Raw genomic sequence first — 26,220 nt, 5'->3', positions numbered from 1 at the left:
CCCCCCCCCGCCGCCCCCCCCGCGCCCCCCGGGGCCGGGCCCCGTTTCCGTGGGGTCAGGCGAGGAGATGGGGCGCCCGGGTGCGGACCTCCGACATCACCTTTGCCGGCGACGGGTTCACCATGGCGTGGCCGGCGACGACGACCGTGGGGACGGTCTCGTTGCCGTCGGCGACCGAGCGGACGAAGGCGGCCGCGTCGGGGTGCTCCCAGATGTTGATCTCGGTGCGCGGCAGTTTCTTCAGGCGCAGGGAGACGCGCAGGCGCATGCAGTAGGGGCAGCCCGGGCGCCAATAGACCGTCACGCCCTCGTCGTTGCTCATCGTGTTCCCCCCTCGCCGTCCGCCTGAGGGAGAGTCTAGAACGTCGAGCAGGCCCCCGACCGAGAGGAACGTATGCGCACCGAGACCGATGTCCTCGTCCTGGGCGGTTCCGGCGTGGACACCATCGTCCATGTGCCGGAGCTGCCGCTGCCGTTCGCCGACAGCTACATGATCCGGCCGGGCATCGTGACGCGCGCCGGGCAGAGCGGGGACTTCGTCGCCGTCTCGGTCGGCGCCCTGGGGCTGCGCACCCATCACCTCGACATGGTGGGCGAGGACCACGAGGGCGAGCTGGTGCGCGCGCTGCACCGCGAACGGGGCATCCCCTTCACCACCGTTCCCCTCCCCGGCGGCACCAAGCGCGCGGTCAATCTGGTCGGCCCCGACGGGCGGCGGCTCTCGCTGTACGACGACTCGCGTTCGCAGGAGTCCGACCGGCTGCCCGAGGCGACCGTACGGAACCTGGCCGCCGTGAGCCGGCACGCGCATGTCGTGATCACGTACCCGTGCGCCTTCGCGCTGCCGCTGCTGCGGGAGGCGGGCCTGACTGTCTCCACCGATCTGCACAACTGGGACGGCGAGAACCCGTACCACGAGCAGTTCGCGCTCGAAGCGGACCTCGTCTTCCTGTCCACGGCCGCGCTCGCCGATCCGGAGCGCACGATGCGGGACATCGTGGCGCGCGGCCGGGCCGAGGTGGTCGTCGCGACCGCCGGGGCCGAGGGTGCGTACCTGCTGGCGGACGACGAGCTCACCCATGTGCCCGCGGTCACCCCGCCCGCACCCGTCGTGGACTCCAACGGCGCGGGCGACGCCTTCGCCGCCGGCTTCCTGTTCGGCCGGCTCGGCGGCGAGGACGTACGGCGGTGCGCCTTGTACGGGGCGGTGGCCGGGTCCTACGCCTGTACGGTCCCGTCCACCCGGGCCGACGCGATCAGCCGGGCCGAACTGCTCGCCCGGGCGGCCGAGTCGACCGCACCCAGCTGTCAATAGCGTCCGTCAGTTCTGGAACGTCCGTCAGTTCGGAACTACTCGGCTAGCCCTCGAAGCCCACCGTGCCGTCCGGCAGGATCGCCTCGACCCGGGCGCCGTGTTCGACCGTGCGGCTGACCGTGCAGTGCTGTTCGTGCGTGAGGCGCACACCGCGGGCGAAGACCTCGGCCGCCTTGCCGTTGTTGGCTTCGGCGGGGATGTCGAGTTCGTACGTGACGCGGATCCTGCCGATCCGGCCGTCGTCCTCAGGGGTCGAGACCGACTCGATGGTGATCGCCAGATCGTCGTGCTCGACCGCGCGGGCCGTGCGGTCGAGGACCATGCCGCTGCACCCGCCCATCGCCGCGAGCAGCAGCTCGACGGGGGTGAAGGAGGGCTGGGCGGAGTCGTCGTCGGCCGCGGCCATCCGGACTTCGGCGCCGCGGTCGTTGCGGGCGGTCCAGTCGCGGTAGCCGTTGCGGGTGGTTTCGATGCGATAGTCGGCCATCGGTTACTCCATGCCTTTCGCCCCGATTTATCCCTGTAAGGCAGATTACGACGCCACGGCCTTTACGACTCCCTCACCGGAAGCGGCTTGGGGAGCGGCTTGCCGTACCAGAGCTCGATGAGACGGGCGGCGATCGAGATGCCGTACGGCGGGATGACCTCGCCGGACTCGAAGGCGGCGCGCAGTTCGTCGCGCGAGAACCAGCGGGCCTCCTCGATCTCGTCGCCGTCCACGTTGATCTCGGCCGAGGTGGCGCGGGCCATGAAGCCGAGCATCAGGCTGGACGGGAAGGGCCAGGGCTGCGACGCCACGTACTCGACCTCGCCGACCGTGACACCGGCCTCCTCGAAGACCTCGCGGCGCACCGACTGCTCGATGGACTCGCCCGGTTCGACGAAGCCCGCGAGCGTGGAGAAGCGGCCTTCCGGCCAGTGCACCTGGCGGCCGAGCAGGAGGCGGTCCTCCTCGTCGGTGACGGCCATGATCACCGCAGGGTCCGTACGCGGGTAGTGCTCGGCGCCGCAGGCCGGGCAGCGGCGGATGTGGCCGGCGGCGGCGATCTGGGTGCGTTCGGCGCAGCGGGAGCAGAAGCGGTGCATCCGCTGCCAGTTCTCCAGGGCGACCGCGTGCACCATCAGACCCGCGTCGCGCGGTGAGAGCAGCAGTCCGGCCTCGCGCAGTCCTGCCGGGCGCGCGGACTGGTCCATGCGGCCGGGCAGGGTGTCCTTCTGCAGCGCGAAGTAGCGGACGCCGTCCTCGTCGGTGCCCAGGAAGTAGCGGTGCACCTCGGTGTCCGGGGCCTCGAAGGTCGGGGTCATGACGATCTCGGTGCCGCCGTCGGCGGTGTCGTCGATCAGCACCTGGCCACCGGAGACGACGAACACCCGCGTCGTGGGGTGGCTCCAGGCCGCGGCGAGCCAGGCCTCGTCGAGACGGTGGTGGGCCTCGCGGTCGATCCCGCTCGGCGCGGTCAGCGGGATGGGCCGGTCAGCGGTGCGGTCGGTCCAGGTGGTCACAGGAACTTCCAACTCCCCCGATGGAAAGGGCACTTAGGGCTTCAGCTATACGGCGATACGTCGATACGGCAGCGGGCGCGGCAGGTGATCCCGTCCGGTGCGTCAGGTGCGCAGCGACTCGGCCAGGTCGGTCCAGAGATACGCGGCGGTCTCGACGCCCTTGGTGAGGAGATCGAGTTCGACCTTCTCATTCGGCGCGTGCCAGCCGCCCGACGGTACGGAGATGCCCAGGAAGAGCACCGGCGACTCCAGGACGTCCTGGAGGTCGGCGGCCGGTCCCGAGCCGCCCTCGCGCGTGAAGCGGATCGGCTGCTCGAAGGCGCGGCCCATCGCACGCGCGACGGCTTCCAGGGCCGGGTGGTCGAGCGGGGTGAGGCAGGGGCGGGTGGCGCCGCTGAAGGTCAGGGTGTGCCGGACGCCGACGGGCAGCTGGGCCTCGACCCACTGCGTGATGGCCGCCTCGACACGGGCCGGGTCCTGTCCCGCGACGATACGGAACGAGAGCTTCACGAAGGCCGAGGCGGGCACGACCGTCTTGCCGCCGGCGCCCTGGTAGCCGCCGCCGATGCCGTTGACCTCGGCGGTCGGGCGCGCCCAGATGCGCTCCAGGGTCGAGTAGCCCTGTTCGCCGTGTGCGGCGTAGGACTTGGCCGTACGCAGCCACTCCTGCTCGTCGAAGGGCAGCTCGGCGAACAGCTTCCGCTCGCGGTCCGTGAGCTCGACGATCCCGTCGTAGAACCCGGGGATCGCCACGCGCCCCTGAGCGTCGTGCAGGGCGGCGACGATCCGGCCGACGACGGTGGCCGGGTTGGGCACCGCGCCGCCGAACGACCCCGAGTGGATGTCCTGGTCGGGGCCGCACACCGACAGCTCGCACTCGACGAGTCCGCGCATCCCGGTGCACACGGTCGGGGTGGTCTCGGACCACATCCCGGTGTCGGAGACGATCACCGCGTCGGCGGCGAGGCGGCCGCGGTGCTGCTCGATCAGGGTGCGGAAGTTCGGGGAGCCCGACTCCTCCTCGCCCTCGATGAGGAGCTTGAGGTGGACGGCCGGGGCGGTGCGCCCTGTGGCCGCCAGGTGCGCCCGTACGCCGAGCGTGTGGAAGAAGACCTGGCCCTTGTCGTCGGCGGCGCCGCGTGCGTAGAGCTGCTTGCCCTTGATCACCGGCTCGAAGGGCTCGGTGTCCCAGCCGTCCGCGAGGGCGGCGGGCTGGACGTCGTGGTGGCCGTAGACCAGGACGGTGGGGGCGGCCGGGTCGTCGCTCGGCCACTCGGCGAAGACGGCGGGGGCGCCCGCGGTCTCCCAGACCTCGGTGACCGGGAAGCCGGTCTCCTTGAGTTTGGCGGTGAGCCAGTCGGCGCTGCGCCGTACATCGTCGGCGTGCTCGGGCTGGGCCGAGACGGAGGGGATGCGCAGCCATTCCTTGAGGTCGTCGAGGAAGGCGGCGCTGTGCTGCTCGATGTACTGGCGGACGGCGTTGTCCGGGGTCTGGCTCATGTGTCGAGCGTAACCGGAGGTGGGGGGCGTTCTCGGGTGCGGGTTCGTGGGGGTGCGGGTGGGCGCCTGCGGCGGGCTGGTTCCCCTACCCGCCCCTTCCCGAAACTGGGGGCTACGCCCCCAGACCCCGCATCCGAACTTCGTTCGGATATGTCCTCAATCGCCGGACGGGCTGATGTTGGACCGAGGGTTCAGCAACTCCTCCAGTTGCTCACGCGTGGGCAGCCGCTCCGGGATCGTGACCTTGCCCGTACGTACGAAAACGAAGGCCGCCGTGACCGTTTCCAGCGGGACCTCGTGCTGCTCGGACCAGGCGAGGCGGTAGATCGCCAGCTGGAGGGGGTCGGCGGTGCCGCCGTGGCCCGTCTTCCAGTCGACGATCTCGTACGTGATGCCGTCGGCGGTCTGAGTGCGGTAGACCGCGTCGATCCGGCCGCGGATCACCCGGCCCGCGATCGCCAGCTGGAAGGGCGCCTCGATCGCGTACGGAGTGCGGTGGGCGTACGGCGTGCGCTCGAAGGCGTCCTTGAGGGCCGCGAGGTCGTGCTCGTCGGCGATCTCGGCGTCGCCGCCGGGCAGTTCGTCCGGGTCCAGGAGAGGGAGTTCGAGCGCCTCGAAGCGCGCCCGGCCCCGGGGGGGGCCCGGGGGCCCGCGCGGGCCCCCCGGCGCCGGCGGCCGTGGCATCGGGCGGGCCAGCTCGCGGGCGAGACCGTCGGGGTCGGTGGACAGACGCAGCACCTGCGAGGCGCTGAGCGAGGCGGGCAGCGGTACGTCGTGCGAGGCGCGGCGCGAACGCCGCAGCTCGGTGGCGAGCGCCTCGAGGTCGCGGTCCCAGGAGGCGACGGTGCGCAGGTCCTCGGGGGTACGGGGGGTGCGGGCGCGCGGGACGGGGGTGGGGTGCGGGTCGCGCTCCTGGGGGCGGGGGGCAGCCGAGCCACTCGGCGCCGGGGCCAGTGCCGAGTCGCGCGGTGCCGGGGCCGGTGCCGAGTCGCGCGGTGCCGGGGCGTGCGAGCGCCGGGTATCCGGACCGTCCGAGCCCCGGCCATCCGAGCCCGGGTCCTCCGGTCGCTGGTGCGGCAGGTTCTCCCAGTCGTGCGGGAGCTCCTCCTCCTGTGGATACGGCCCTTCGGGCTCCTCGAAGTCCTCGGGTTCCGGCGGCCATTCCGGGTCGTACGCGTCCTCGTGGGCCTCGTCGCTCGGCACGTCGCCGTACGCGGACGGGTGGGTCTCGTCGTGGCCGTGCGCCCGCGCGGTACGCAGGGCGTCGAGGTGGGCGAGGACGGTCGCCGCCGCGGCACGCCGGCGCCCCAGCGAGGCGTCGTCGAGCGGCAGCGGCCAGGCGTGTTCGGCGGAGGCCTCCGCAAGCGCCGGGTTCTCGGCCTCGTCCTCCGGCTCCTCGGCCCACAGCTCGATCTCGCCGTGACCGGCGGCGCAGTGCTCGTACAGCGCGGTCAGGAAGTCCGACGGGCCGCGCTTCTTCTTCTGCGTGGGTCCCCACCAGTGCCCGGAGCCCAGCAACAACGAACGAGGCCGGGTGAACGTGACGTATCCCAGGCGCAGTTCCTCGGTGCGCTGGTGGTCCTTCATGTCCTCCTGGAAGGCTTTGAGTCCCCGGCTGTCCCAGCCCCCGACCTCGGGCAGCGTGGCCGCGTCGCCGCGCAGGGCGTGCGGCAGGACCTTGGCCTGCGCGGTCCACTTCTCACGGCCCTGGCCGCTGGGGAAGGTGCCCGTGACCAGACCGGGGACGACCACGACGTCCCACTCCAGGCCCTTGGACTTGTGGGCCGTGAGCACCTTGACCGTGTTCTCGCCGCCGGGCAGCGCATTGTCCAGGCCCTTCTCGTACTGCGCGGCGGTGCGCAGGAAGGCGAGGAAGGCGAGCAGCGAGGCGGAGGGGTCGTTGGACGCGAACGAGGCCGCTATGTCGAGGAAGTTGGAGAGCGTCTCGCGGCGGCGGGCGGCGAGCGCGTGCGGGGACGCGGAGAGTTCGACGTCGAGGCCGGTGACGGCGAGGACGCGGTGCAGGACGTCCATCAGGGGGTCGGCGAGCGAGCGGCGCAGTTCGCGCAGCTCGGTGGCGAGCCGGGCGAAGCGCACCCGGGCGTCCGGCGAGAACGGCAGGTCGGTCCCGGCCGGCTCCGCTTCGAGGAACGTGTCGAGCGCGTCCGCGAGCGAGATCACCTCGGCCGGGTCCGTGCCCTCCACCGCCTGGGCGAGGCGGGCGTCCGCGTCCCCCTCCGGGTCCTGCTCGCGGTACACGAGCATCCGCGCCCGCCGCCCGAGCAGCGCGAGGTCGCGCGGCCCGATCCGCCACCGCGGCCCGGTGAGCAGCCGTACGAGCGAGGCGTTGGCGCCCGGATCCTGCAGCACCTCGCACACCGCCACCAGATCGGCGACCTCGGGCAGGTGCAGGAGTCCGGACAGACCGACCACCTCGACCGGGATGTCCCGGGCGACCAGGGCACCCTGGATCTCGGCGAAGTCCCCCGCCGTACGGCACAGGACCGCGATGTCCGCGGGTTCCTTGCCCGTACGGACGAGATGGGCGATCGAGTCCGCGAGCCACTCCAGCTCTTCGGCGTGGGTCTCGGTGAGCGCGATCCGTACGACTCCGTCGCGCTCGGCGCGAGGGGCGGGGCGCAGAGCCTCGACACGGGCGTGCAGGGCGCGCAGGGGCTCGGCCAGGGTGTGGGCGAGGTCGAGGAGGCGGCCGCCGCTGCGGCGGTTCTCGCTCAGCGCGAAGCGGTTCGCGGGGCGGCCGTCGGCGTACGCGAAGTGCTCGGGGAAGTCGTCGAGGTTGGCGACCGAGGCGCCGCGCCAGCCGTAGATCGCCTGGCAGGGGTCGCCCACCGCGGTCACGGGGTGGCCGGTGCCGGCGCCGAACAGGCCGGAGAGCAGGATCCGTTGGGCCACGCTCGTGTCCTGGTACTCGTCGAGCAGCACGACCCGGAACTCGTCCCGCAGGATCGCCCCGACCTCGGGCCGGGTGTCGGCGAGGGTCGCGGAGAGCGCGATCTGGTCGCCGAAGTCGAGCACGTCCTTGGCGCGCTTGGCCTCGCGGTAGCGGCCGACCAGCTCGGCCAGTTCGAGGCGGGCGGCAGCGGCTTCGGGGACCTTGCGCAGCTCGGCGTTGCTGAGCTTGGCGCTCTCCAGTGAGCGCAGGAGCTCCTGGTCGTACGCGCGCAGGGTGTGCGGCTGCACGAGGTGCTCGGCGAGCTCCGAGTCGAGCGCGAGCAGATCGCTGACGAGGTCCGCGAAGGAGCGGGTCAGCGAGGGGTACGGGCCCGGCGCCTCGCGCAGGGTGCGGGCGGCGAGCTGGAAGCGGGTCGCGTCGGCGAGCAGCCGCACGGTCGGCTCTATGCCGATGCGCAGGCCGTGGTCGGTGAGGAGGCGTCCCGCGAAGGCGTGGTACGTGGAGATCACGGGCTCGCCCGGAGGGTTCTCCGGATCGAGGGTCTCCGGGTCGGTGATGCCCGCCTTGATCAGGGCGGTCCGTACGCGTTCGGCGAGCTCGCCGGCCGCCTTGTTCGTGAACGTGAGACCGAGCACCTGCTCCGGGGCCACCTGTCCCGTGCCCACCAGCCACACCACGCGGGCCGCCATCACCGTGGTCTTGCCGGACCCGGCTCCGGCCACGATCACCTGCGGCGCGGGCGGTGCGGTGATGCAGGCCGTCTGCTCCGGTGTGAACGGGATGCCGAGCAGCTCCTTGAGCTGATCGGGGTGAGTGAGTCTTGCGGGCACGCTCCGAGGCTACTGGGGCGCTCTGACAAGCGGGGTGCGGACCGGGACGCAGGCGGCTCCCGGGAGCAGGGGCCCCCGGGAGCGGGCACTCACTGCTGCCCGGACTGCCCTGCCTGTCCGGCCGGGCGCTTGCCCTCCACCACCTGGGACGCCGGCGGCGCGGCGACCTCGATGCGCTCGTCGAAGGACGAGAACGTGGCCGTGTTCTTCGCGGCGCCCTGCGCCTCGATCCGCAGGACGTACGGCTTGCCCTCCGCCGCCACGTGCACCGTGACCTGGTTGCCCTGCTCCGACTTCGTCAGCGTCGCCGTCCGGCGGCCGTCGACCGAGGAGTCCGCACCGCGCGACGACCCCTTGAGCGCCTCCGGTGTGAACAGCGACTCGATCCGGCAGGTCGTGTCCTTCGCCTTGTCGGGGGACTTCACCCAGCGGCCCTGGGCCGCCTTCGCCGCCGCCTCGCCGCCGAGCACCATCTTCATGAACTCGGGCCCGCCCTTCGAGTACGAGGCCCCGTCGACGGTGACCGACTCGACCTGCCCCACCATCGGGAGGTCCATCTTCGTACGGCACTTCCCGCTCCCGGCGACCTCCATCGTCACCTTGGTGCGCTGGCCCCGCTCCTCGCCGTCGGTGGCGAGGCGGAACGACTTCGCGGACTTCATGGCCGCGGTCGCCTCGTCCGCGATGGTGCCGGCGCTCTTGCCGTCGAAGCTCTGCTCACCGCCGCCGCTCGAACAGCCGGTCAGGGCGACCCCGACGATGCCGACCACGGCGAGCGACTTCCCGTACAAGCGCATTGCGTCATTCCTCCCGTTATGTGATCCAAGACACCCGGACCCTAACGGGCGCGGAGCGGACACAACGGGCGCACACGCTCACTCGACGATGTGCCGCCCCTCCGGACGTGCGCTGCACGACGCCTGGAACGAGCAGTGGGTGCAGTGCTGTCCGGACGACGGCCTGAAGCGTTCGTCGAGGACCTTGCCGGCCGCGTTCGCGAGCAGGTCGCCGACCCATTCGCCTTCGTTGAGGGGGCCCTGTGCCTGGACTCTCGGGAGCGCCTCGCCGCCGTCCTTCTTCGGCGCGGGCTGGCGCAGATGGACGAGCTCCGCACCGCCCGGCAGCGGCCGCTCCCCGTCGAAGACCTCGTCGAGGGCGCCCTCGCGGACCGCCAGCTGGTAGACGGCGAGCTGCGGGTGGCGTTCCACCTCGGCCGCGGTCGGCGCGTTCTTGCCGGTCTTGAAGTCGACGACGTACGCGCGGCCTTGCGCGTCGGTCTCCACGCGGTCCATGGAGCCGCGGATGCGGACCTCCACGTCGCCGGTCTCCAGGGTCACGTCGAAACCGTGCTCGCTCGCGACCGGTGCCCGGGTCGCGTTGGAGTCGACGTGCCAGCGCAGGAAGCGCTCCAGGGCGACGCGCGCGTTCTGCTTCTCCTGCGCGGACTTCCACGGTGCGTCGAAGGACAGCCCGTCCCATACGGAGTCGAGCCTGGCCATGAGCACGTCGAGGTCGGCGGGTGTACGGCCGGAGGCGACCTCGTCGGCGAGGACGTGCACCACGTTGCCGAAGCCCTGCGCGGCGGTCGCGGGGGCGTCCGCCTTCACCTCGCGGCCCAGGAACCACTGCAGCGAGCAGGTGTTGGCCAGCTGGTCGAGCGCGCTGCCGGAGAGCGCGACCGGGTGGTCGCGGTCGCGCAGCGGGACCTTGCTGTGGGTCGGCTCGTACATGCCCCACCAGCGGTACGGGTGCGCCGACGGTACGAGGGGACGGCCGTCCTCGTCGCTCAGCGCGGCGAGCTTGGCCAGGCGTACGGCGGCGGCCTCGCGCAGTTCCTCGGAGGCGCGCGGGTCCACGGTCGTGGCACGCAGCTCGGCGACCAGGGAGGCGACGGACAGGGGGCGGCGCGGGCGGGAGGTGATGTCCTTGGCCTCGACGCCGAGTTCGGTGAGGAAGCGGGAGGGCTGGTCGCCGTCCTCCGCGGGCGCCTTCACCGCGGTGACGACCAGGCGTTCGCGGGCGCGGGTCGCGGCCACGTAGAAGAGGCGGCGCTCCTCGGCGAGCAGGGCGCCCGGCGTGAGCGGTTCGGCGAGGCCGTCGCGGCCGATCCGGTCGGCTTCGAGCAGGGAGCCGCGCCGCCGCAGATCGGGCCAGAGCCCCTCCTGCACCCCGGCGACCACGACGAACCGCCACTGAAGGCCCTTGGAACGGTGGGCGGTCATCAGCCGTACGGCATCGGGCCGCACCGTCCGCTTGGTGAGGGTGTCCGCGGCGATGTCCTCGGCCTCGGCCTCCTCCAGGAAGTTGAGCGCACCGCGCCCGCCCGTGCGCTCCTCGGCGCGTGCCGCCGTCGCGAACAGGGCGCACACGGCGTCCAGATCACGGTCCGCGTTCCGCCCGGCGGCGCCGCCCCGGTACGAGGCGCGCTCGAGGCGGGCCGGCCACGGGGTCCCGTCCCACAGCTCCCACAGCGCGGCTTCGGCGGTGCCTCCGCCGGCCAGCAGCTCACGCGTCGTGAGCAGCAGCGCGCCGAGCCGCTGGGCGCCCTTCGCGTACGCGGGGTCGTGCGCGGCGAGCCGCTCGGGCTCGGCGAGCGCGCGGGCGAGCAGCTCGTCGGAGGGCCGCGGCGTGCGGTTGCCGCCGGCCCGCTCCTCGTCGCGCAGGGCGCGGCCGAGCCGGCGCAGGTCGGCGGGGTCCATGCCGGCGAGCGGGGAGGTGAGCAGGGTGAGGGCGGTCTCGGTGGAGAGCCAGGAGGGGGTCACGTCGCCGCCGGCGGGTGTCTCTTCGCCGGCGCACGGCTCCTCGCCGGCCATGTTCCCGTCCGGGGCGGCCTCGCCGTCCGGGGCCTCGCCGTCCGCGGCCTCGCCGTCCGCGGCCTCGTCTCCTCGTACGGCTGCGTCCTCTGCCCCTGCGGCTACGTCCTCCCGTACGTCCTCATCACGGCGGTCACCGACGTCACCACCCGCACCGCCCTCGCGCTCCGCAAGCACCCCCTCCGCCACCGCCCGCAGCGCGAGCAGCAGCGTCGCGACCGCCGGTTCGTGGCGCAGGGCCAGGTCGTCGCCGTCTATCTCCAGGGGGACACCGGCCGCGGTGAGCGTCCGGCGGACGCCCGGGACGGTGCGGGCGCCCGCACGCACCAGGACCGCCATCTCCGACCACGGGATGCCGTCCTCCAAGTGCGCGCGGCGCAACAGGTCGGCGATGTTGTCGAGTTCGGTGCCGGGGGTCGGATACGTGTACACCTCGACGCCCCCGCCCTCGCGCACGGCCGAGAGCTCGCGGTGGCGGCGGACCTTCTCGACGGGCAGCCGCGGCAGCGGCATCCGGCGGGTGATCAGACGGGTCGCGGCCAGGAGCGCGGCGCCCGAGCGGCGGGAGGTCGTCAGGACCTCGACGGGGGCCGGGCGTCCGTCCTTACGGGGAAAGGCGTCCGGGAAGTCGAGGATGCCGTTCACGTCCGAGCCGCGGAAGGCGTAGATCGACTGGTCCGGGTCGCCGAACGTGACCAGGGTGCGGCCGTCGCCCGCGAGCGCCTCGAGGAGCCGCACCTGGGAGGGGTCGGTGTCCTGGTACTCGTCGACGAACACCGCGTCGTAGCGCAGTGCGAGCTGGGCGGCGACGTCCGGGCGGCGCGCGAGCAGGACCGCGCGGTGGACGAGTTCCGCGTAGTCGAGGACGCCCTGCGCGTCGAGCACGTCGAGGTACTCGGCGAGGAAACCGGCCGCCGCGTCCCAGTCGGGGCGGCCGATACGGCGGGCGAAGTCGGCGAGCGCGTCCGGGCCGAGGCCCAGTTCGCGGCTGCGTGCGAGCACCGCGCGGACCTCGTCGGCGAAGCCGCGGGTGGTCAGACAGGCGCGCAGGTCCTCGGGCCAGGGGATCCGGGCGTGGCCCTCGGCGGCCAGCTCCAGCTCGCCTTCGAGCAGTTCGCGGACCATCACGTCCTGCTCGGGTCCGGACAGCAGGCGCAGCGGGTTGACGAACAGATCCACGTCCTGATGGGCGCGGACCAGCGCGTAACAGAAGGAGTGGAAGGTGGAGGCCTGCGGCGCCCGTACGCCGCCGATCCTGAGCGCCATCCGGTCGCGCAGTTCGACGGCGGCCTTACGGCTGAAGGTGAGGACCAGGATCCGCTCGGGGTCCGTGCCCCCCTCGACGCGTCGCGTGACGGCTTCGACCAGCGTGGTGGTCTTGCCGGTGCCGGGACCCGCGAGAACGAGAAGCGGTCCGCCCTCATGGTCAACCACCGCGCGCTGAGCTGCGTCCAGACGAGGGGGATCCACACGCGGCGGCCGGGTACGCACCAGGCGGTACGCACCGTGGGTCCCCGGACGCGTCAGAGCGTCCGGAGTGCGCCGTTCGGAAGTGGAGGAGCTCACGTGGATCGCCGGTCCTGGTGGGTGTACGAGGTGGAAAGCGGTGGCAGTGCCCAGGTGTGGACGCCGGGGCTGCCGGGTGCGGTGACGGCACGGTGACTGCCGCGCCCGACGCTACGCGAGTGCGGGGGCGGGTCTCGCCGCTTCCCGCGGTTGTCGCCCTTGGCCTGCGCGAACGCCGTATCCTGACCCCGCTTCCCCCGGACGGTCCCGCCATCGCCCCTGCGGCGCGCGGATGTCGGAAGCTGTCATGTGTGAGTGGGCCCCTCAGGCCGCGCGCCGTCCCAGCGCGCCCGCCGCATGTCGAGCCGTTGGCTGCCGTCCGCGGCCGTACGCAGCGGTGTGGCCTCCACCCGGTACCGCTCGAGCGCGCGCCGCTCGTGCCCGGGCAGCAGCACCCCGTCCGAGCGCACCACGCGCCACCACGGGACCGGGCCGCCGTAGAGCGCCATCGCGCGGCCGACCTGCCGGGGGCCGCCCTCGCCGAGCCACTCGGCGACATCGCCGTACGTCATAACCCGGCCGGGCGGGATCTGCTCGGCGACCTCGAGCACGCGCTCGGCGTACTCGGGGATCTCAGGGATCGCGGAGATCTCAGGGATCGCTTGGATCTCAGAGATCGCGTGGATCTCAGGGGGCCGCTGCTCGCTCATCCGCTCCATGGTGCCGTACGCCACCGACAGTGCGACGGGTCCGTGCGGACGGGTGCCGGGCGGCACGGGCCGGGCAAACTCTCACAACACCGGCACGCGGTGTCTCCTGATTGCACCCTGATGCCCCCTGACGTCGGTGGCTCATGCCACCATCATCCGGGCGGTGACTGGTGATACGAGATCAAAAAGCGACGGATTCCGAAGGTACGCAGGGAGCGGACCCCTTGAAGGGCGACGGCTCCGCTGCCGCTTCGTCGCGCCCTGACGACGTGTCGCCGCGCCCGCGCCCTTACGAGAGCAACGGCACCGCCATCGACGCGGACCACGGCGATCAGCACGAGCACGTGCCGGCCGAGGGGAACGTCGACCGGGTCGAGGGCGACGAGCCGCTGCTGCCCGCCCGTGTGCACCGGCCTTCGGACCTGATGCGGCTGCTCGTCGGGATCCTGGCGATCGCGCTGCTTCTCGCCATCGCCGCGTTCGCGCACGGCACCACGAGCGGCCTCGAGGACGACATCTACAAGCGGACCGGGACGGCCCCCGATCTGCTGATCAAGTTCGCGGGTCTGGCGTCCAGCATCGCGGTGCTGCTCGTCCCCGTGGCGTTCGCCATCGAGCGGCTGATCAAACGGGACGGGCTGCGGATCGCCGACGGTGTGCTCGCGGCCGTGCTCGCCCACGGCGTCACCCTGGCCACCGATCTCTGGGTCGCGCAAGCCGCGCCCGAATCCGTACGGGACGCGCTGACCCGCCTCAACGACGCGGGGCAGCTGACCGATCCCGTACACGGCTATCTCGCGCCCGTGATCGCGTACATGACGGCGGTCGGTCTGTCGCGGCGGCCGCGCTGGCGCGTACTGCTGTGGGCGGTGCTGCTGCTCGACGCGGTGTCGATGCTGGTCGCCGGGTACACCACGCCGTTCTCGATCATCCTGACCGTGCTCATCGGCTGGTCCGTCGCGTACGGAACGCTGTACGCGGTCGGTTCTCCCAACGTGCGGCCCACCGCGCAGAACCTCCTGAGCGGTCTGCGCCATGTCGGCTTCAAGCCGGTGAGCGCGGCGCGCGCCGAGGAGACCTCGGACGCGCCGGACAGCGGTGACCGGGGCCGGCACTACTTCGTGACGCTGGAGGACGGGCCGCCGCTCGACATCACGGTGGTCGACCGCGAGCAGCAGGCGCACGGCTTCTTCTACCGGGTGTGGCGGCGCCTGACGCTGCGCTCGCTGACCACGCGCCGCTCGCTCCTGTCGCTGCGGCAGGCCCTCGAGCAGGAGGCGCTGCTCGCGTACGCGGCGATCGCCGCGGGTGCCAACGCGCCCAAGCTGATCGCCACATCCGAGCTGGGCCCGGACGCCGTGATGCTCGTGTACGAGCACACCGGCGGGCGCAGACTCGACTCACTCGACGACGACGCCATCACCGACGGCCTGATGCGGGACACCTGGCGGCAGGTGCAGGCCCTGCAATCGCGGCGGATCGCGCACCGGCGGCTGGCCGGCGACGCGATCTTGGTGGATCGTTCCGGCAAGGTGATCATCACGGATCTCCGGGGCGGCGAGATCGCGGCCGGTGACCTGCTGCTTCGCATGGACATCGCGCAGCTCCTGACGACGTTCGGTCTGCGGGTCGGGGCCGAGCGGGCCGTCGCCGGGGCGGTCGAGGTGCTCGGCGGGGACACGGTCGCGGACTGTCTGCCGCTGCTGCAGCCGATCGCGCTGTCGCGCTCGACGCGGGCGGAACTGCGCAGGCTCGGCCGTGAGCGGGCGGAGCGGGAGCGGGAGGCGGTGCTCGATGCGTCGCGGCATGCGAAGGAGGCGCGGGCCGCCGACGCCGGTGCCTCCGGCGCGGAGGATCTGCTCCGCAAGACCAGCAAGGCCGAGCGGCAGGCGGAGAAGCGGGCGATCGACGAGGCCGTCGAGGAGACCCGTGAGGACGACCTGCTCACCCAGATCCGCCACCAGGTGCTCAGCATCCGTCCGCAGGCACCGGTCGAGCCGGCCCAGTTGGAGCGGATCAAGCCGCGCACGCTGATCAGCTGGATCGCGGGGGCGATCGCTGCCTACTTCCTGATGGGGCAGCTGACGGAGTTCGAGTTCGCGCGGCTCGAGAACGCCGAGTGGGGCTGGGTAGCGGCCGCGGTCGCGTTCTCCGCACTCAGCTATGTGGCCGCGGCCATGAGCCTGCTCGGTTTCGTACCGGAGCGGGTGCCCTTCCTGAGGACCATCGCGGCACAGGTGGCCGGGTCCTTCGTGAAGATCGTGGCGCCGGCCGCGGTCGGCGGAGTGGCGCTCAACACGCGCTTCCTGCAGCGGGCCGGGGTGCGCTCCGGTCTCGCGGTGGCGAGCGTCGGAGCCTCGCAGCTGTTCGGCCTCGGGGCGCACATTCTGCTGCTCCTGACGTTCGGCTATCTGACGGGCACGGAGAACAAGGCGGATTTCACACCGTCCCGTGCGGTGATCGCCGGACTGCTCACCGTCGCCGTGCTTGTTCTCGTGGTGACCGCGGTGCCGTTCATGCGGAAGTTCCTGTCCACGCGGGTGCGGTCGCTGTTCGCGGGGGTCGTGCCGCGCATGCTGGATGTGCTGCAGCGACCGCAGAAACTGCTCACGGGGATCGGCGGGATGCTGCTTCTGACGGCGTCCTTCGTGATGTGCCTGTACGCGTGTCTGGTGGCCTTCGGAGCGGACGCGACCTCGGTCAGTCTGGCGGGGGTCGCGGTGGCATTCCTCGTAGGCAACGCCGCCGGGTCGGCGGCGCCCACGCCCGGTGGTGTGGGGGCGGTGGAGCTCGCGATCTCCGGTCTGCTGGTGCCGCTCGCCGGCGTGCCCATCGAGATCGCCACTCCCGCGGTGCTGCTGTACCGACTCCTCACCCTGTGGCTGCCGGTCCTTCCGGGCTGGCTGGCGTTCAATCACCTGACCCGCAAGGGCGCGCTCTAGAACGCCGGCAGCAGTACGGTCAGCAGCGCCAGCGACCCCATGACCTCGATCGCGCCCACCACCGGCACCTTCACGCCCCTGCCCGGCAGCACGATCGCCCGTACGAGATAGGCGGCGAACGGAAGCGCGAGCCAGGGGCTCAGCAGCGCGGCCGCCGGGATCGCGAGTGCGTGGTAGGTCACCGAACCCCGGTAGTACGTCCGGGAGTTGCGCTCGCGGATCATCGTCTTCACGTACGGGACCGTGCCCGCGAAGTAGAGGAGACAGGCGAGCGCCGGGCCGGACGCGCCCCAACCGCCCTCCCCCAGCCGGTAGGTGACCAGGAGCATGCCGCAGGCCGGGACCACCGCGAGCAGGCCGTTCACCAGCGCGCGCTCCTTGTTGCGCCGCGCGTACCAGGAGTTGGCCGCGACGAAGGGGGCGGCGGCCAGGCAGGCGGCCAGGAGCCACGGGTACAGGTACGCCAGCGGGAGCCCGAGCGCGGCGAACGCGGCGCCGAAGACCAGCGCCGGACGGATATGGCGGCGCGGCGCCTTCGGGTTGCGGGAGAGGCGCGACAGGCGCAGCCACTGCTGGGCGTGGTAGGTCGCCATGTAGCCGAGCAGCCAGGCCGCCAGGAGCGGCAGGTGCGCCCACCGCGGTGAGCCGAGAAAGGTGCCGGCGAGAAACGGCACCGCGAGCATCGCCCACGCACCGTGCTGATCCGGCAGCCACCGACTGCGGCTCACAAAACCCTCCCGACTCCGGAATGTTGACCCTCCCCACCTTCGCAGGGCGGGTCCTGGGGAAGTCAGGGAAGAGGTCCCGCCCGTAGGGGACCTCTGTCACCGGAAGTGCCCGAAATGCAGGCATAGCCTCGGATCAAGCCAATTCCACAGGTGTCCGGAGGGACGAGGCGTGCAGCAGGACAGCAGTAGCGCTGCCGAAGCATTGATCAAGGCCGGTGGTTTCTTCCGCCGCTCCGACGTGTCCAAGGTCTCCGAGGACCTGCGCACCATCACGCATACCGGAGGCCGCGCCGCCGAGGTCTTCTACCGTGACCGCTGGAGCCACGACAAGGTCGTCTATTCGACGCACGGCGTGAACTGCACCGGATCGTGCCGCTGGAAGGTGTACGTCAAGGACGGCATCATCACCTGGGAGACCCAGGCCACGGATTATCCGTCGACCGGTCCCGACCGTCCCGAATACGAGCCGCGCGGATGTCCGCGCGGGGCTTCCTTCTCCTGGTACTCGTACTCGCCGACGCGCGTGCGCTATCCGCTGGTGCGCGGCACGCTCCTGGAGATGTACCGCGAGGCCAAGCAGCGCCTCGAGGACCCGGTCCTGGCCTGGGCCGACATCCAAAAGGACGAGGCGCGCCGCCGTAAGTACCAGAAGGCGCGCGGCAAGGGCGGCCTGGTGCGGGCCACTTGGGAAGAGGCGACGGAGATCGTCGCGGCGGCCCATGTGCACACCATCAAGAAGTACGGGCCCGACCGCGTGGCCGGCTTCTCGCCGATTCCCGCGATGTCGATGGCCTCGCATGCGGCCGGTGCGCGGTTCCATTCGCTGATCGGTGCGCCGATGCTCAGCTTCTACGACTGGTACGCGGATCTCCCGGTCGCTTCCCCGCAGGTTTTCGGCGACCAGACGGACGTTCCGGAATCCGGCGACTGGTGGGACGCCGCGTATCTGATGATGTGGGGCTCCAACGTCCCTGTGACCCGCACCCCGGACGCCCACTGGATGGTCGAGGCGCGCTATCGCGGGCAGAAGGTCGTCACCGTATCGCCGGATTTCGCGGACAACACCAAGTTCGCCGACGAGTGGATGCATCCGCACCCCGGCACGGACGGTGCGCTCGCGCTGGCCATGGGCCACGTCATCCTCAAGGAATTCTTCGTCGAGAAGAAGACGGAGTTCTTCGAGAATTACGTGCGGCAGTACACCGATCTGCCCTTCCTGATCACCCTCACGGAGAACGAACAGGGCCTCGTTCCCGGCAAGTTCCTCAATGCCGGGGATCTCGGCCAGGAGACCGAGAACGCCGCGTGGAAGACGGTTCTCGTCGACGACGTGACCGGTGAACTCACTGTCCCCAACGGCACCCTGGGGCACCGCTGGGGCAAGAACGAGACGCCCGAGTGGAACCTCGACCTCGGCGGCACCGTGCCCCGGCTCACCCTCGTCGACCACGCCGACGACACCGCGACCGTCACGCTGCCCCGCTTCGACGAGGACGGCGTGATGCGCCGCGGCGTCCCCGTCCGCCGGGTCGGCGACCACCTCGTCACCACCGTCTTCGACCTGCTCCTCGCCCAGTACGGCGTCGAGCGGCCGGGCCTGCCCGGCGAGTGGCCCACGTCGTACGAGGACACGCGGACCCCCGGCACCCCTGGCTGGCAGGAGACCCTGACCTCCGTACCCGCCGCCCAAGCCACCCGTGTGGCACGGGAGTTCGCGCAGACCGCCGTGGACTCCGAGGGCCGCTGCATGATCCTCATGGGCGCGGGCACCAACCACTGGTTCCACTCCGAGACGATCTACCGCGCCTTCCTCGCGCTGCTCACGATGACCGGCTGCCAGGGCCGCAACGGCGGCGGCTGGGGCCACTACGTCGGCCAGGAGAAGTGCCGTCCGGTCACCGGCTGGGCGACGCTCGCGAGCGCGAGCGACTGGGGCCGGCCGCCGCGCCACATGATCGGCGCGGGCTGGTTCTACCTCCACACCGACCAGTGGCGTTACGACAGCCTGCCCGCCGACGCGCTCGCCTCGCCGCTCGGCGACGGCCGCTTCGCGGGCATGACCGGCGCCGACTGTCTGGCCGCCTCCGCACGCATGGGCTGGATGCCCTCGTATCCGACCTTCGACCGCAACCCCCTGGACCTGGGCGAGGCGGCCGAGGACCCGGTCCAGCACGCGGTGCAGCTGCTCAAGGACGGCGAGCTCGGCTTCGCCGGCGAGGATCCGGACGCGCCCGGCAACTGGCCGCGCGTGCTCAACGTATGGCGCGCGAATCTCCTGGGGTCGTCGTCCAAGGGCAACGAGTACTTCCTCAAGCACCTGCTCGGCACCCACTCCAACCTGCCCGAGGACGGGCCGCGTTGTGAGCCGCGGGACGTCACCTGGCACGAGGAGGACGTCGAGGGCAAGCTCGATCTGCTGCTCACGATGGACTTCCGGATGACCTCGACGACGCTGCTCGCCGATGTCGTCCTGCCGGCGGCCACCTGGTACGAGAAGCACGATCTGTCGTCCACCGACATGCACCCCTTCCTGCACGCGTTCACGCCGGCCGTGGACCCGCCGTGGCAGGCGCGTTCGGACTACGACGCGTTCCACGCGATAGCCAGGCGCTTCGGCGAACTGGCCAAGGACCACCTGGGCGTCCGCAAGGACCTCGTCGCGACCGCGCTCCAGCACGACACCCCCGGCGGCGAGATGGCCCAGCCCGGCGGTGTGGCGCTCGACTGGTCGAAGGGCGAGTGCGAGCCGGTCCCGGGCCGGACGATGTACAACCTGACCGTCGTCGAACGGGATTACGGGGCCGTCGGCGAGAAGTTCGCCGCGCTCGGCCCGCTGGTCGACACCCTGGGCGTGACCACGAAGGCGGTCACGTACGAGGTCGGCGAGGAAGTCGCGTATCTGAAGGAGAAGAACGGGGTCGTACGCGGCGGAGTGGCCGCGGGACGCCCCCGGCTCGACACCGCCCAGCGGGCCTGCGAGGCGATCCTCCAGCTCTCCGGCACCTCCAACGGGCGCCTGGCAACCCAGGGGTTCCACACCCTGGAGAAGTCCACCGGGCAGGAGATGGCGCATCTCGCCGCCGAGGCCGAGGGCAAGCGGATCACCTTCGCCGACACCCAGGCCCGTCCGGTGCCGGTCATCACCAGCCCCGAATGGTCCGGCAGCGAGTCCGGGGGCCGGCGCTACACCGCGTTCACCGTGAACACCGAGCACCTCAAGCCCTGGCACACCCTCACCGGGCGCCAGCACTTCTTCCTCGACCACGACTGGATCCACGAGGTCGGCGAGTCGATGCCGGTCTACAAGCCGCCACTGGACATGAACAAGCTGTACGGGGAGCCGAAGCTCGGCCAGGTCGACTCCGCCGAGAAGTCCGTCGCCGTCCGGTACTTGACCCCGCACAACAAGTGGGCGATCCACAGCCAGTACCAGGACAACCTGTTCATGATGACGCTCGGCCGCGGCGGCCAGACGGTGTGGATGTCGCCGCAGGACGCCGAGTCCATCGGGGTCGCGGACAACGACTGGATCGAGGCCGTCAACCGCAACGGCGTGGTCACGGCCCGCGCGATCGTCTCGCACAAGATGCCGCCCGGCACCGTGTACATGAACCACGCGCAGGAGCGCACGGTCGGCGTCCCGAGGACGGAGAAGACCGGCAGGCGCGGCGGTATCCACAACTCGCTGACCCGGATCATGCTCAAGCCCACCCATCTCGTGGGCGGCTACGCCCAGTTGACCTGGGCCTTCAACTACCTCGGCCCGACCGGCAACCAGCGCGACGAGGTCACCGTCATCCGCCGCCGCAACCAGGATGTGGAGTACTGACATGCGCGTCATGGCTCAAGTCGCGATGGTCATGAACCTCGACAAGTGCATCGGCTGCCACACCTGCTCGGTCACCTGCAAGCAGGCGTGGACCAACCGCAAGGGCACCGAGTACGTCTGGTTCAACAACGTCGAGACGCTGCCCGGCCAGGGCTATCCCCGGCGCTGGGAGGACCAGGAGAAGTGGAAGGGCGGCTGGGAGCGCACCCGTTCGGGACGGCTGCGGCTCAAGGCCGGCGGCAAGGCGAAGCGCCTCGGGCAGATCTTCGCCAACCCCGAGATGCCGCAGATCGAGGACTACTACCAGCCCTGGACGTACGAGTACAAGAACCTCACCGAGGCCCCGGCCGGCGACGACATGCCGGTCGCCCGGCCCGTCAGCCAGGTCACCGGTGAGCCGATCGACAAGATCGAGTGGGGTCCCAACTGGGAGGACAACCTGGGCGGTGCGCCCGAGCACGCCGTCAAGGACCCGCTCGTCGAGAAGGTCAACGCGCTCCGCGACCAGGTCGGTGAGCGGATCCGCATGGAGTTCGAGCAGAGCTTCATGTTCTATCTGCCGCGCGTGTGCGAGCACTGCCTCAACCCGGCCTGCGTGTCGGCCTGTCCGTCCGGCGCCATGTACAAGCGCGTCGAGGACGGCATCGTCCTGGTCGACCAGGACCAGTGCCGCGGCTGGCGGATGTGCGTCTCCTCCTGCCCGTACAAGAAGGTCTACTTCAACCACTCCACCGGCAAGGCCGAGAAGTGCACCTTCTGCTTCCCGCGCGTCGAGGTCGGCCTGCCGACCGTGTGCTCGGAGACCTGTGTCGGGCGGATGCGCTATCTGGGCGTGATGCTGTACGACGCGGACAAGGTCACCGAGGCCGCGGCGGTCGAGGACGAACAGGACCTGTACCCCGCCCAGTTGGGCGCGTTCCTCGACCCGCACGACCCGGCCGTGATCGCCGCCGCCCGCGCGAACGGCATCACGGACGAGTGGCTGGACGCCGCCCGCCGCTCCCCGATCTACGACCTGATCTGCACCTACCAGGTCGCCCTCCCCCTCCACCCGGAGTACCGCACCATGCCCATGGTCTGGTACGTCCCGCCGCTCTCCCCGGTCGTCGACGCGGTCGCCGCGACCGGCAGCGACGGTGAGGACGCGGGCAATCTCTTCGGCGCCATCGACGCGCTGCGCATCCCGGTCGAGTACCTCGCCGAGCTGCTCGCGGCCGGGGACACGTACGTCGTCGACTCCGTCCTGCGACGGATGGCCGCGATGCGCGCGTATATGCGCCGGGTCAATCTGAAGCAGCCGCGCGACGAGTCGATCGCGGCCGCCGTCGGTCTGACCGGCGAGGAGATCGAGGACATGTTCCGGCTGCTCGCGATCGCCAAGTACGAGGACCGGTACGTGATTCCGACGGCGGCGCGCGCCGACGCGGAGGCGCTGGCCGACTCGCATCCGCTCGACTCGTGCCCCGTCTCCTCCGAAGCTCTGGGCGGCAGCCGCCCCCTGCTCAACCTCTCCCCGACACGGAGGAGTGCATGACCCCCGATGCGCTGGTACGCCTGGTCGCAGGACGGCTTCTCCAGTACCCGGACGCGCGGCTGCACGAGGAGCTGCCGCGGTTCGAGGCGGCCCTCACCGGGGCGGCCCCCGAACCGGCCGGACTCCTCACCGAATTCCTCGCGTACGCGCGCGTGACGCCGGAGCTGGAACTCGCCGCGCACTACAGCGACGTCTTCGACACCCGCAACCGCCGCTGCCTCTACCTCACGTGGTGGACGGACGGCGACACCCGCAACCGCGGTCTGTCCCTCGTCCGTATGAAGCGGATCTACCGCGACTTCGGTCTGGAGTTCGCGAGCGATGAACTGCCCGACTTCCTTCCCGTGGCCCTGGAGTTCGCGGCCCTGCACCCCGAGGCCGGCACCCTGCTGCTCGAAGAGCACCGGGCCGGGCTCGAACTGCTGCGCCTGGCCGTGACCGCCGCCGACACCCCGTACGCGCGCGTCCTCGAAGCGGTCTGCGCCACGCTGCCCGGGCCCTCGCCCGAGACCAGGGCCGAGGCGAAGGCGCTCGCCAAGCGCGGGCCGAAGCACGAGAGCGTCGGGCTCTCGGACCCGCTCGAACCCTTCGGCCCCGGCGTCGAACTGCCGTGGCCCACCACCCGACTGGAAACTCCGGACCATCCGGAACGTAAGGAAACTCCGGAAAGGACGCCGGCCTGATGGACCTCATCCTCTGGGGCGCGTTCCCCTATGTCGTCCTGGTGCTGCTGATCTCCGGTCTGATCTGGCGGGCGCGCTACGACAAGTTCGGCTGGACCACGCACTCCACGCAGGTGCACGAATCCCGTCTCCTGCGGATCGGCTCGCCGCTGTTCCACTTCGGGATGGCGTTCGTGGTCGTGGGGCATGTGGTCGGACTCCTGATCCCCAAGACCTGGACCGACGCGGTCGGGCTCAGCGACCACACGTACCACCTGCTCGCCGTCTCCACCGGCTCGGTCGCGGGCGTCGCGGCCGCCGTGGGCATCTCCATCCTGGTCTACCGCCGCTTCAAGGTCCCCGCCGTGCGGCAGGCGACGCTGCGGAGCGACCACCTGATGTACACGTTCCTGCTCGGCGCGATGGCGCTCGGGATCGTGGCCACGCTGCTCAACTCGACCGGAGCGACCGGCGATTACAACTACCGCGAGGGCGTCTCGCTGTGGTTCCGCTCGCTGTTCACATTCCAGCCGGACTACGCGCTGATGGGCCAGGCGCCCGTCGCCTTCCAGCTGCACGTGCTCTTCGGCCTCGGGCTCTTCCTCCTCATCCCCTTCTCGCGCCTGGTCCACATGTTCAGCGCCCCGCTGAAGTACCTCTTCCGCCCGTACGTGGTCTACCGCAGCCGCGACCCGCAGCAGCTCGCGCACCGTCCGTCGCGGCGCGGCTGGGAGAGGGCCGGCTCGTGAAGGGCGTCGTCCGCACCCCGCGCCACTCGGTCGGCGAACGGCCGTTCATCGTCATCTGGGAGGCGACCCGCGCCTGCCCCCTGGCATGCCTGCACTGTCGCGCCGAGGCCCAACTCACCCGGGATCCCGGCGAGTTGGACGGCGCGGACGCACGCGCCCTCATGGACCAGATCGCCTCCTTCGGCAAACCGAGCCCGCTGTTCGTGATCACGGGCGGAGATCCGTTCCAGCGCGCGGACCTGTGCGAGCTCATCTCGTACGGGACCTCGCTCGGTCTGCGTATCGCGGTCTCCCCCTCCGGCACACCCACCCTCACCTACGAGAATCTCGCGGCGGTACGGGAAGCGGGCGCCGTCGCCCTGTCGCTGTCCCTGGACGGCTCGACGGCCGCGCGGCACGACGCGTTCCGCGGCGTCGACGGCGTCTACGACTGGACACTCGACGGCTGGCGGATGGCCCGTGCACTCGGCCTCAAGGTGCAGATCAACACCACGGTCACCCGGGACAGCCTGCACGACCTGGCCGATATCGCGGCGGTCGTGAAGCGCGAGGGCGCGATGATCTGGAGCGGCTTCATCCTGGTGCCCACGGGGCGCGGCGAGCAGCTGGACTCCTTGACGCCCGCCGAGGTCGAGGACGTCCTGCACTTCCTCTACGACTGCGGCGCGGTCATGGCGACGAAGACGACGGAGGGCCACCACTTCCGCCGGATCGCACTGCAGCGCACGGCCCTGGCGGAGAGCGGGGAGCAGCCGGTGACGGGCCCGCTGTACGCCTCGCTCATCGCGCGAGCCCGCGAGCTCGGGGTCTTCGACGGTGCGCGGCGGGCGGTGCGCCGCCCTCCCATGGACGTGGGCTCGGGCCGCGGCTTCGTCTTCGTCTCGCACACGGGCGAGGTCCACCCCAGCGGCTTTCTGCCCCTGTCGGCGGGCAACGTCAAGAACCACCCGCTCCCGGACATCTACCGGGGTTCGGCCCTGTTCAACTCGCTGCGCGACCCGTCGCTCCTGGAGGGCAAGTGCGGCCGCTGCGAGTACAACACGGTGTGCGGGGGCTCGCGGTCGCGGGCTTATGCGGTGACGGGGCGGACGCTGGCGGAGGACCCTTGGTGCGCTTACAGCCCACCCGGACCACCCAGCCCCCGGTTTCGGGAACCCCGGCCCGCACCCGACACCGAATCCGCACCCCAGGAAATGGCCACCTGACGCCGCACTGGAGCCGAAAGCACGAGCCGCCCACACCCCACCCCGACGTAGCGTCGAAGGGCGGACAGAACCCCGAACGTGGGAGACCCCAAATGCGCTCAGTGATCGTCATCGGCGGCGGCATCAGCGGCCTGGCGGCAGCCTGGCAGCTGCGCGGAAAGGCCGATGTCACCGTCCTGGAAAGCGACCAGCGCATCGGCGGCAAACTGCACACCAGCACCATCGGCGGCATCCCCGTCGACACCGGCGCCGAATCCATCATGGCGCTGCGCCCCGAGGCGGTGGAGCTCGCCCAGGAGGTCGGCCTCGGCGCCGAGCTGTGCGACCCTGCCACCGCCCCCACCACCGTCTGGACCCACGGCCGGCTGCGGCCCATGCCCGCGGGACACGTCCTCGGCATCCCCACCGAACCCCGCGCCCTCGCCGGCACCGGCCTGCTCTCCGACGAGGGCCTCGAGCGGCTGTGCCGCGAAGAGGAACTCCCGGCGGGCCCGCTGCCCCGCGACACCGACATCTCCGTCGCCGGCTACCTCTCCGAGCGCATCGGGCAGGAGGCCGTCGACCGTCTCGTCGAGCCCATGCTCGGCGGCGTCTACGCCGGCCGCGCCGACCGCCTCTCGCTGCGCGCGGCCATGCCCCGCCTGGCCGCGGTCGCCGAGCACGGCGGCTCGATCATCGGCGCCCTGCGCCGTGTGCGCGCGGCCGGCGCCCCGAAGGCGGCGGCGGTCCAGGGCGTACGCGGCGGAACGGGCCGACTCCCGATCGCCGTCGCCCAGGCCTCCGGCGCCCGTATCCTCACCGCGACCCGCGCCCGCGAGCTGCAGCTCACCGGGTCCGGACGCTGGCGGGTCGGTGCCCAGACCGCGGACGGCCCGCTGGTCATGGAGGCCGACGCGGTGATCCTCGCGCTGCCCGCCTACGCGGCCGCCGAGCTGCTTCGCGGCCACTCCCCCGCGGCCCACGAGGACCTCTCCGCGATCCAGCACGCCAACTCCGCCGTGATCACCATGGCCTTCGACCGGTCCCGTACGGCCTCGCTGCCCGAGGGCAACGGCTTCCTGGTGCCGCCGGTCGACGGGCATGTCATCAAGGCCGCCTCGTTCCTGACCAACAAGTGGAGCTGGCTGCGGGAGTCCGCGCCGGGCTCCTTCGTCCTGCGGGTCTCCATCGGGCGCGCGGGCGAGGACAAGGAACTCGACGTACCCGACCGCCACTTGATCCGTACCGCCGTGTCCGAACTGCATCTCGCGGCCGGCCGCATGGGCGAGCCCACCTCGGCCCGCGTCACGCGCTGGGACCGGAGCCTGCCGCAGTACGGCGTCGGCCACGCCGACCGCGTCGAGCGGATCCGCGAGGCCGTGGCCAAGCTGCCGGGCATCGAACTGTCCGGTGCCGCGTACGAGGGCGTCGGGGTGGCCGCGTGCGTGGCCACCGGGCGCAAGGCGGCCCGCCAGGTGTTCGAGGGCTGAGTCGAAGGCTG

The 26,220-nt window shown here is 71.5% G+C and carries 17 protein-coding genes; 8 read left to right on the top strand and 9 right to left on the bottom strand.

What is annotated here, in order from left to right; all coding sequences use genetic code 11:
- Positions 1 to 55 precede the first annotated feature (55 nt).
- Entirely contained in the window at positions 56 to 322 is a 267-nt protein-coding gene (locus tag JAO81_RS21890) for a glutaredoxin domain-containing protein (protein WP_199549606.1), read from the bottom strand.
- 72 nt (positions 323 to 394) lie between these two features.
- On the opposite strand from JAO81_RS21890, the gene JAO81_RS21885 reads away from it, so the two are divergent.
- Complete coding sequence (locus JAO81_RS21885) at positions 395 to 1,315, top strand: adenosine kinase (protein WP_199549605.1); 921 nt, start codon at positions 395 to 397, stop codon at positions 1,313 to 1,315.
- A gap of 43 nt (positions 1,316 to 1,358) precedes the next feature.
- Here JAO81_RS21885 and JAO81_RS21880 read toward each other — a convergent pair whose 3' ends face one another.
- From JAO81_RS21880 to JAO81_RS21850, 7 genes are all read right to left on the bottom strand, one after another.
- Positions 1,359 to 1,802, bottom strand: a complete 444-nt coding sequence (locus JAO81_RS21880) for an OsmC family protein (protein WP_199549604.1) — start codon at positions 1,800 to 1,802, stop codon at positions 1,359 to 1,361.
- Positions 1,803 to 1,864: 62 nt separating this feature from the next.
- On the bottom strand, positions 1,865 to 2,818 hold the full coding sequence (gene nudC / locus JAO81_RS21875) for an NAD(+) diphosphatase (RefSeq protein WP_199549603.1): 954 nt from the start codon (positions 2,816 to 2,818) through the stop codon (positions 1,865 to 1,867).
- A gap of 102 nt (positions 2,819 to 2,920) precedes the next feature.
- Complete coding sequence (locus JAO81_RS21870; protein WP_199549602.1) at positions 2,921 to 4,318, bottom strand: dipeptidase; 1,398 nt, start codon at positions 4,316 to 4,318, stop codon at positions 2,921 to 2,923.
- 156 nt (positions 4,319 to 4,474) lie between these two features.
- On the bottom strand, positions 4,475 to 8,062 hold the full coding sequence (locus tag JAO81_RS21865) for an ATP-dependent DNA helicase (RefSeq protein WP_199549601.1): 3,588 nt from the start codon (positions 8,060 to 8,062) through the stop codon (positions 4,475 to 4,477).
- An 89-nt stretch (positions 8,063 to 8,151) separates the two neighbouring features.
- Entirely contained in the window at positions 8,152 to 8,859 is a 708-nt protein-coding gene (locus JAO81_RS21860; RefSeq protein ID WP_199549600.1) for a hypothetical protein, read from the bottom strand.
- A 78-nt stretch (positions 8,860 to 8,937) separates the two neighbouring features.
- Positions 8,938 to 12,441: an ATP-dependent DNA helicase gene (locus tag JAO81_RS21855; protein WP_199549599.1), complete on the bottom strand. Its 3,504-nt coding sequence runs from the start codon at positions 12,439 to 12,441 to the stop codon at positions 8,938 to 8,940.
- Between the two features lie 245 nt (positions 12,442 to 12,686).
- Complete coding sequence (locus JAO81_RS21850) at positions 12,687 to 13,100, bottom strand: MGMT family protein (RefSeq protein ID WP_199549626.1); 414 nt, start codon at positions 13,098 to 13,100, stop codon at positions 12,687 to 12,689.
- Between the two features lie 215 nt (positions 13,101 to 13,315).
- Between JAO81_RS21850 and JAO81_RS21845 the strand changes: the two genes are divergently transcribed.
- On the top strand, positions 13,316 to 16,033 hold the full coding sequence (locus JAO81_RS21845) for a lysylphosphatidylglycerol synthase transmembrane domain-containing protein (RefSeq protein WP_199549598.1): 2,718 nt from the start codon (positions 13,316 to 13,318) through the stop codon (positions 16,031 to 16,033).
- Here JAO81_RS21845 and JAO81_RS21840 read toward each other — a convergent pair.
- Positions 16,030 to 16,761 (bottom strand): YwiC-like family protein, encoded by a 732-nt coding sequence (locus tag JAO81_RS21840; RefSeq protein ID WP_307813546.1) that lies wholly within the window; start codon positions 16,759 to 16,761, stop codon positions 16,030 to 16,032. The two genes, JAO81_RS21845 and JAO81_RS21840, sit on opposite strands and share 4 nt — an antisense overlap.
- 169 nt (positions 16,762 to 16,930) lie before the next feature.
- On the opposite strand from JAO81_RS21840, the gene JAO81_RS21835 reads away from it, so the two are divergent.
- The 6 genes from JAO81_RS21835 (at position 16,931) to hemG (ending at position 26,209) form a co-directional block, all read left to right on the top strand.
- On the top strand, positions 16,931 to 20,590 hold the full coding sequence (locus JAO81_RS21835; RefSeq protein ID WP_199549597.1) for a nitrate reductase subunit alpha: 3,660 nt from the start codon (positions 16,931 to 16,933) through the stop codon (positions 20,588 to 20,590).
- 1 nt (position 20,591) lies between these two features.
- Positions 20,592 to 22,124, top strand: a complete 1,533-nt coding sequence (gene narH / locus JAO81_RS21830; protein WP_199549596.1) for a nitrate reductase subunit beta — start codon at positions 20,592 to 20,594, stop codon at positions 22,122 to 22,124.
- Positions 22,121 to 22,807, top strand: coding sequence for a nitrate reductase molybdenum cofactor assembly chaperone (gene narJ / locus JAO81_RS21825; RefSeq protein ID WP_199549595.1), 687 nt, complete (start codon positions 22,121 to 22,123; stop codon positions 22,805 to 22,807). Before narH ends, narJ begins: the two co-directional genes overlap by 4 nt.
- Entirely contained in the window at positions 22,807 to 23,535 is a 729-nt protein-coding gene (gene narI, locus JAO81_RS21820; protein WP_199549594.1) for a respiratory nitrate reductase subunit gamma, read from the top strand. Before narJ ends, narI begins: the two co-directional genes overlap by 1 nt.
- Positions 23,532 to 24,740: a TIGR04053 family radical SAM/SPASM domain-containing protein gene (locus tag JAO81_RS21815; protein WP_199549593.1), complete on the top strand. Its 1,209-nt coding sequence runs from the start codon at positions 23,532 to 23,534 to the stop codon at positions 24,738 to 24,740. The genes narI and JAO81_RS21815 overlap by 4 nt, the downstream gene beginning before the upstream one ends.
- 92 nt (positions 24,741 to 24,832) lie before the next feature.
- Positions 24,833 to 26,209 (top strand): protoporphyrinogen oxidase, encoded by a 1,377-nt coding sequence (hemG, locus tag JAO81_RS21810; RefSeq protein WP_233415723.1) that lies wholly within the window; start codon positions 24,833 to 24,835, stop codon positions 26,207 to 26,209.
- The last annotated feature ends 11 nt before the right edge of the window (positions 26,210 to 26,220 follow it).

Source organism: Streptomyces sp. N35 (genome assembly GCF_016464295.1).
Classification (GTDB): Bacteria; Actinomycetota; Actinomycetes; order Streptomycetales; family Streptomycetaceae; genus Streptomyces.
This window is presented reverse-complemented; position numbering and strand designations above follow the sequence as displayed.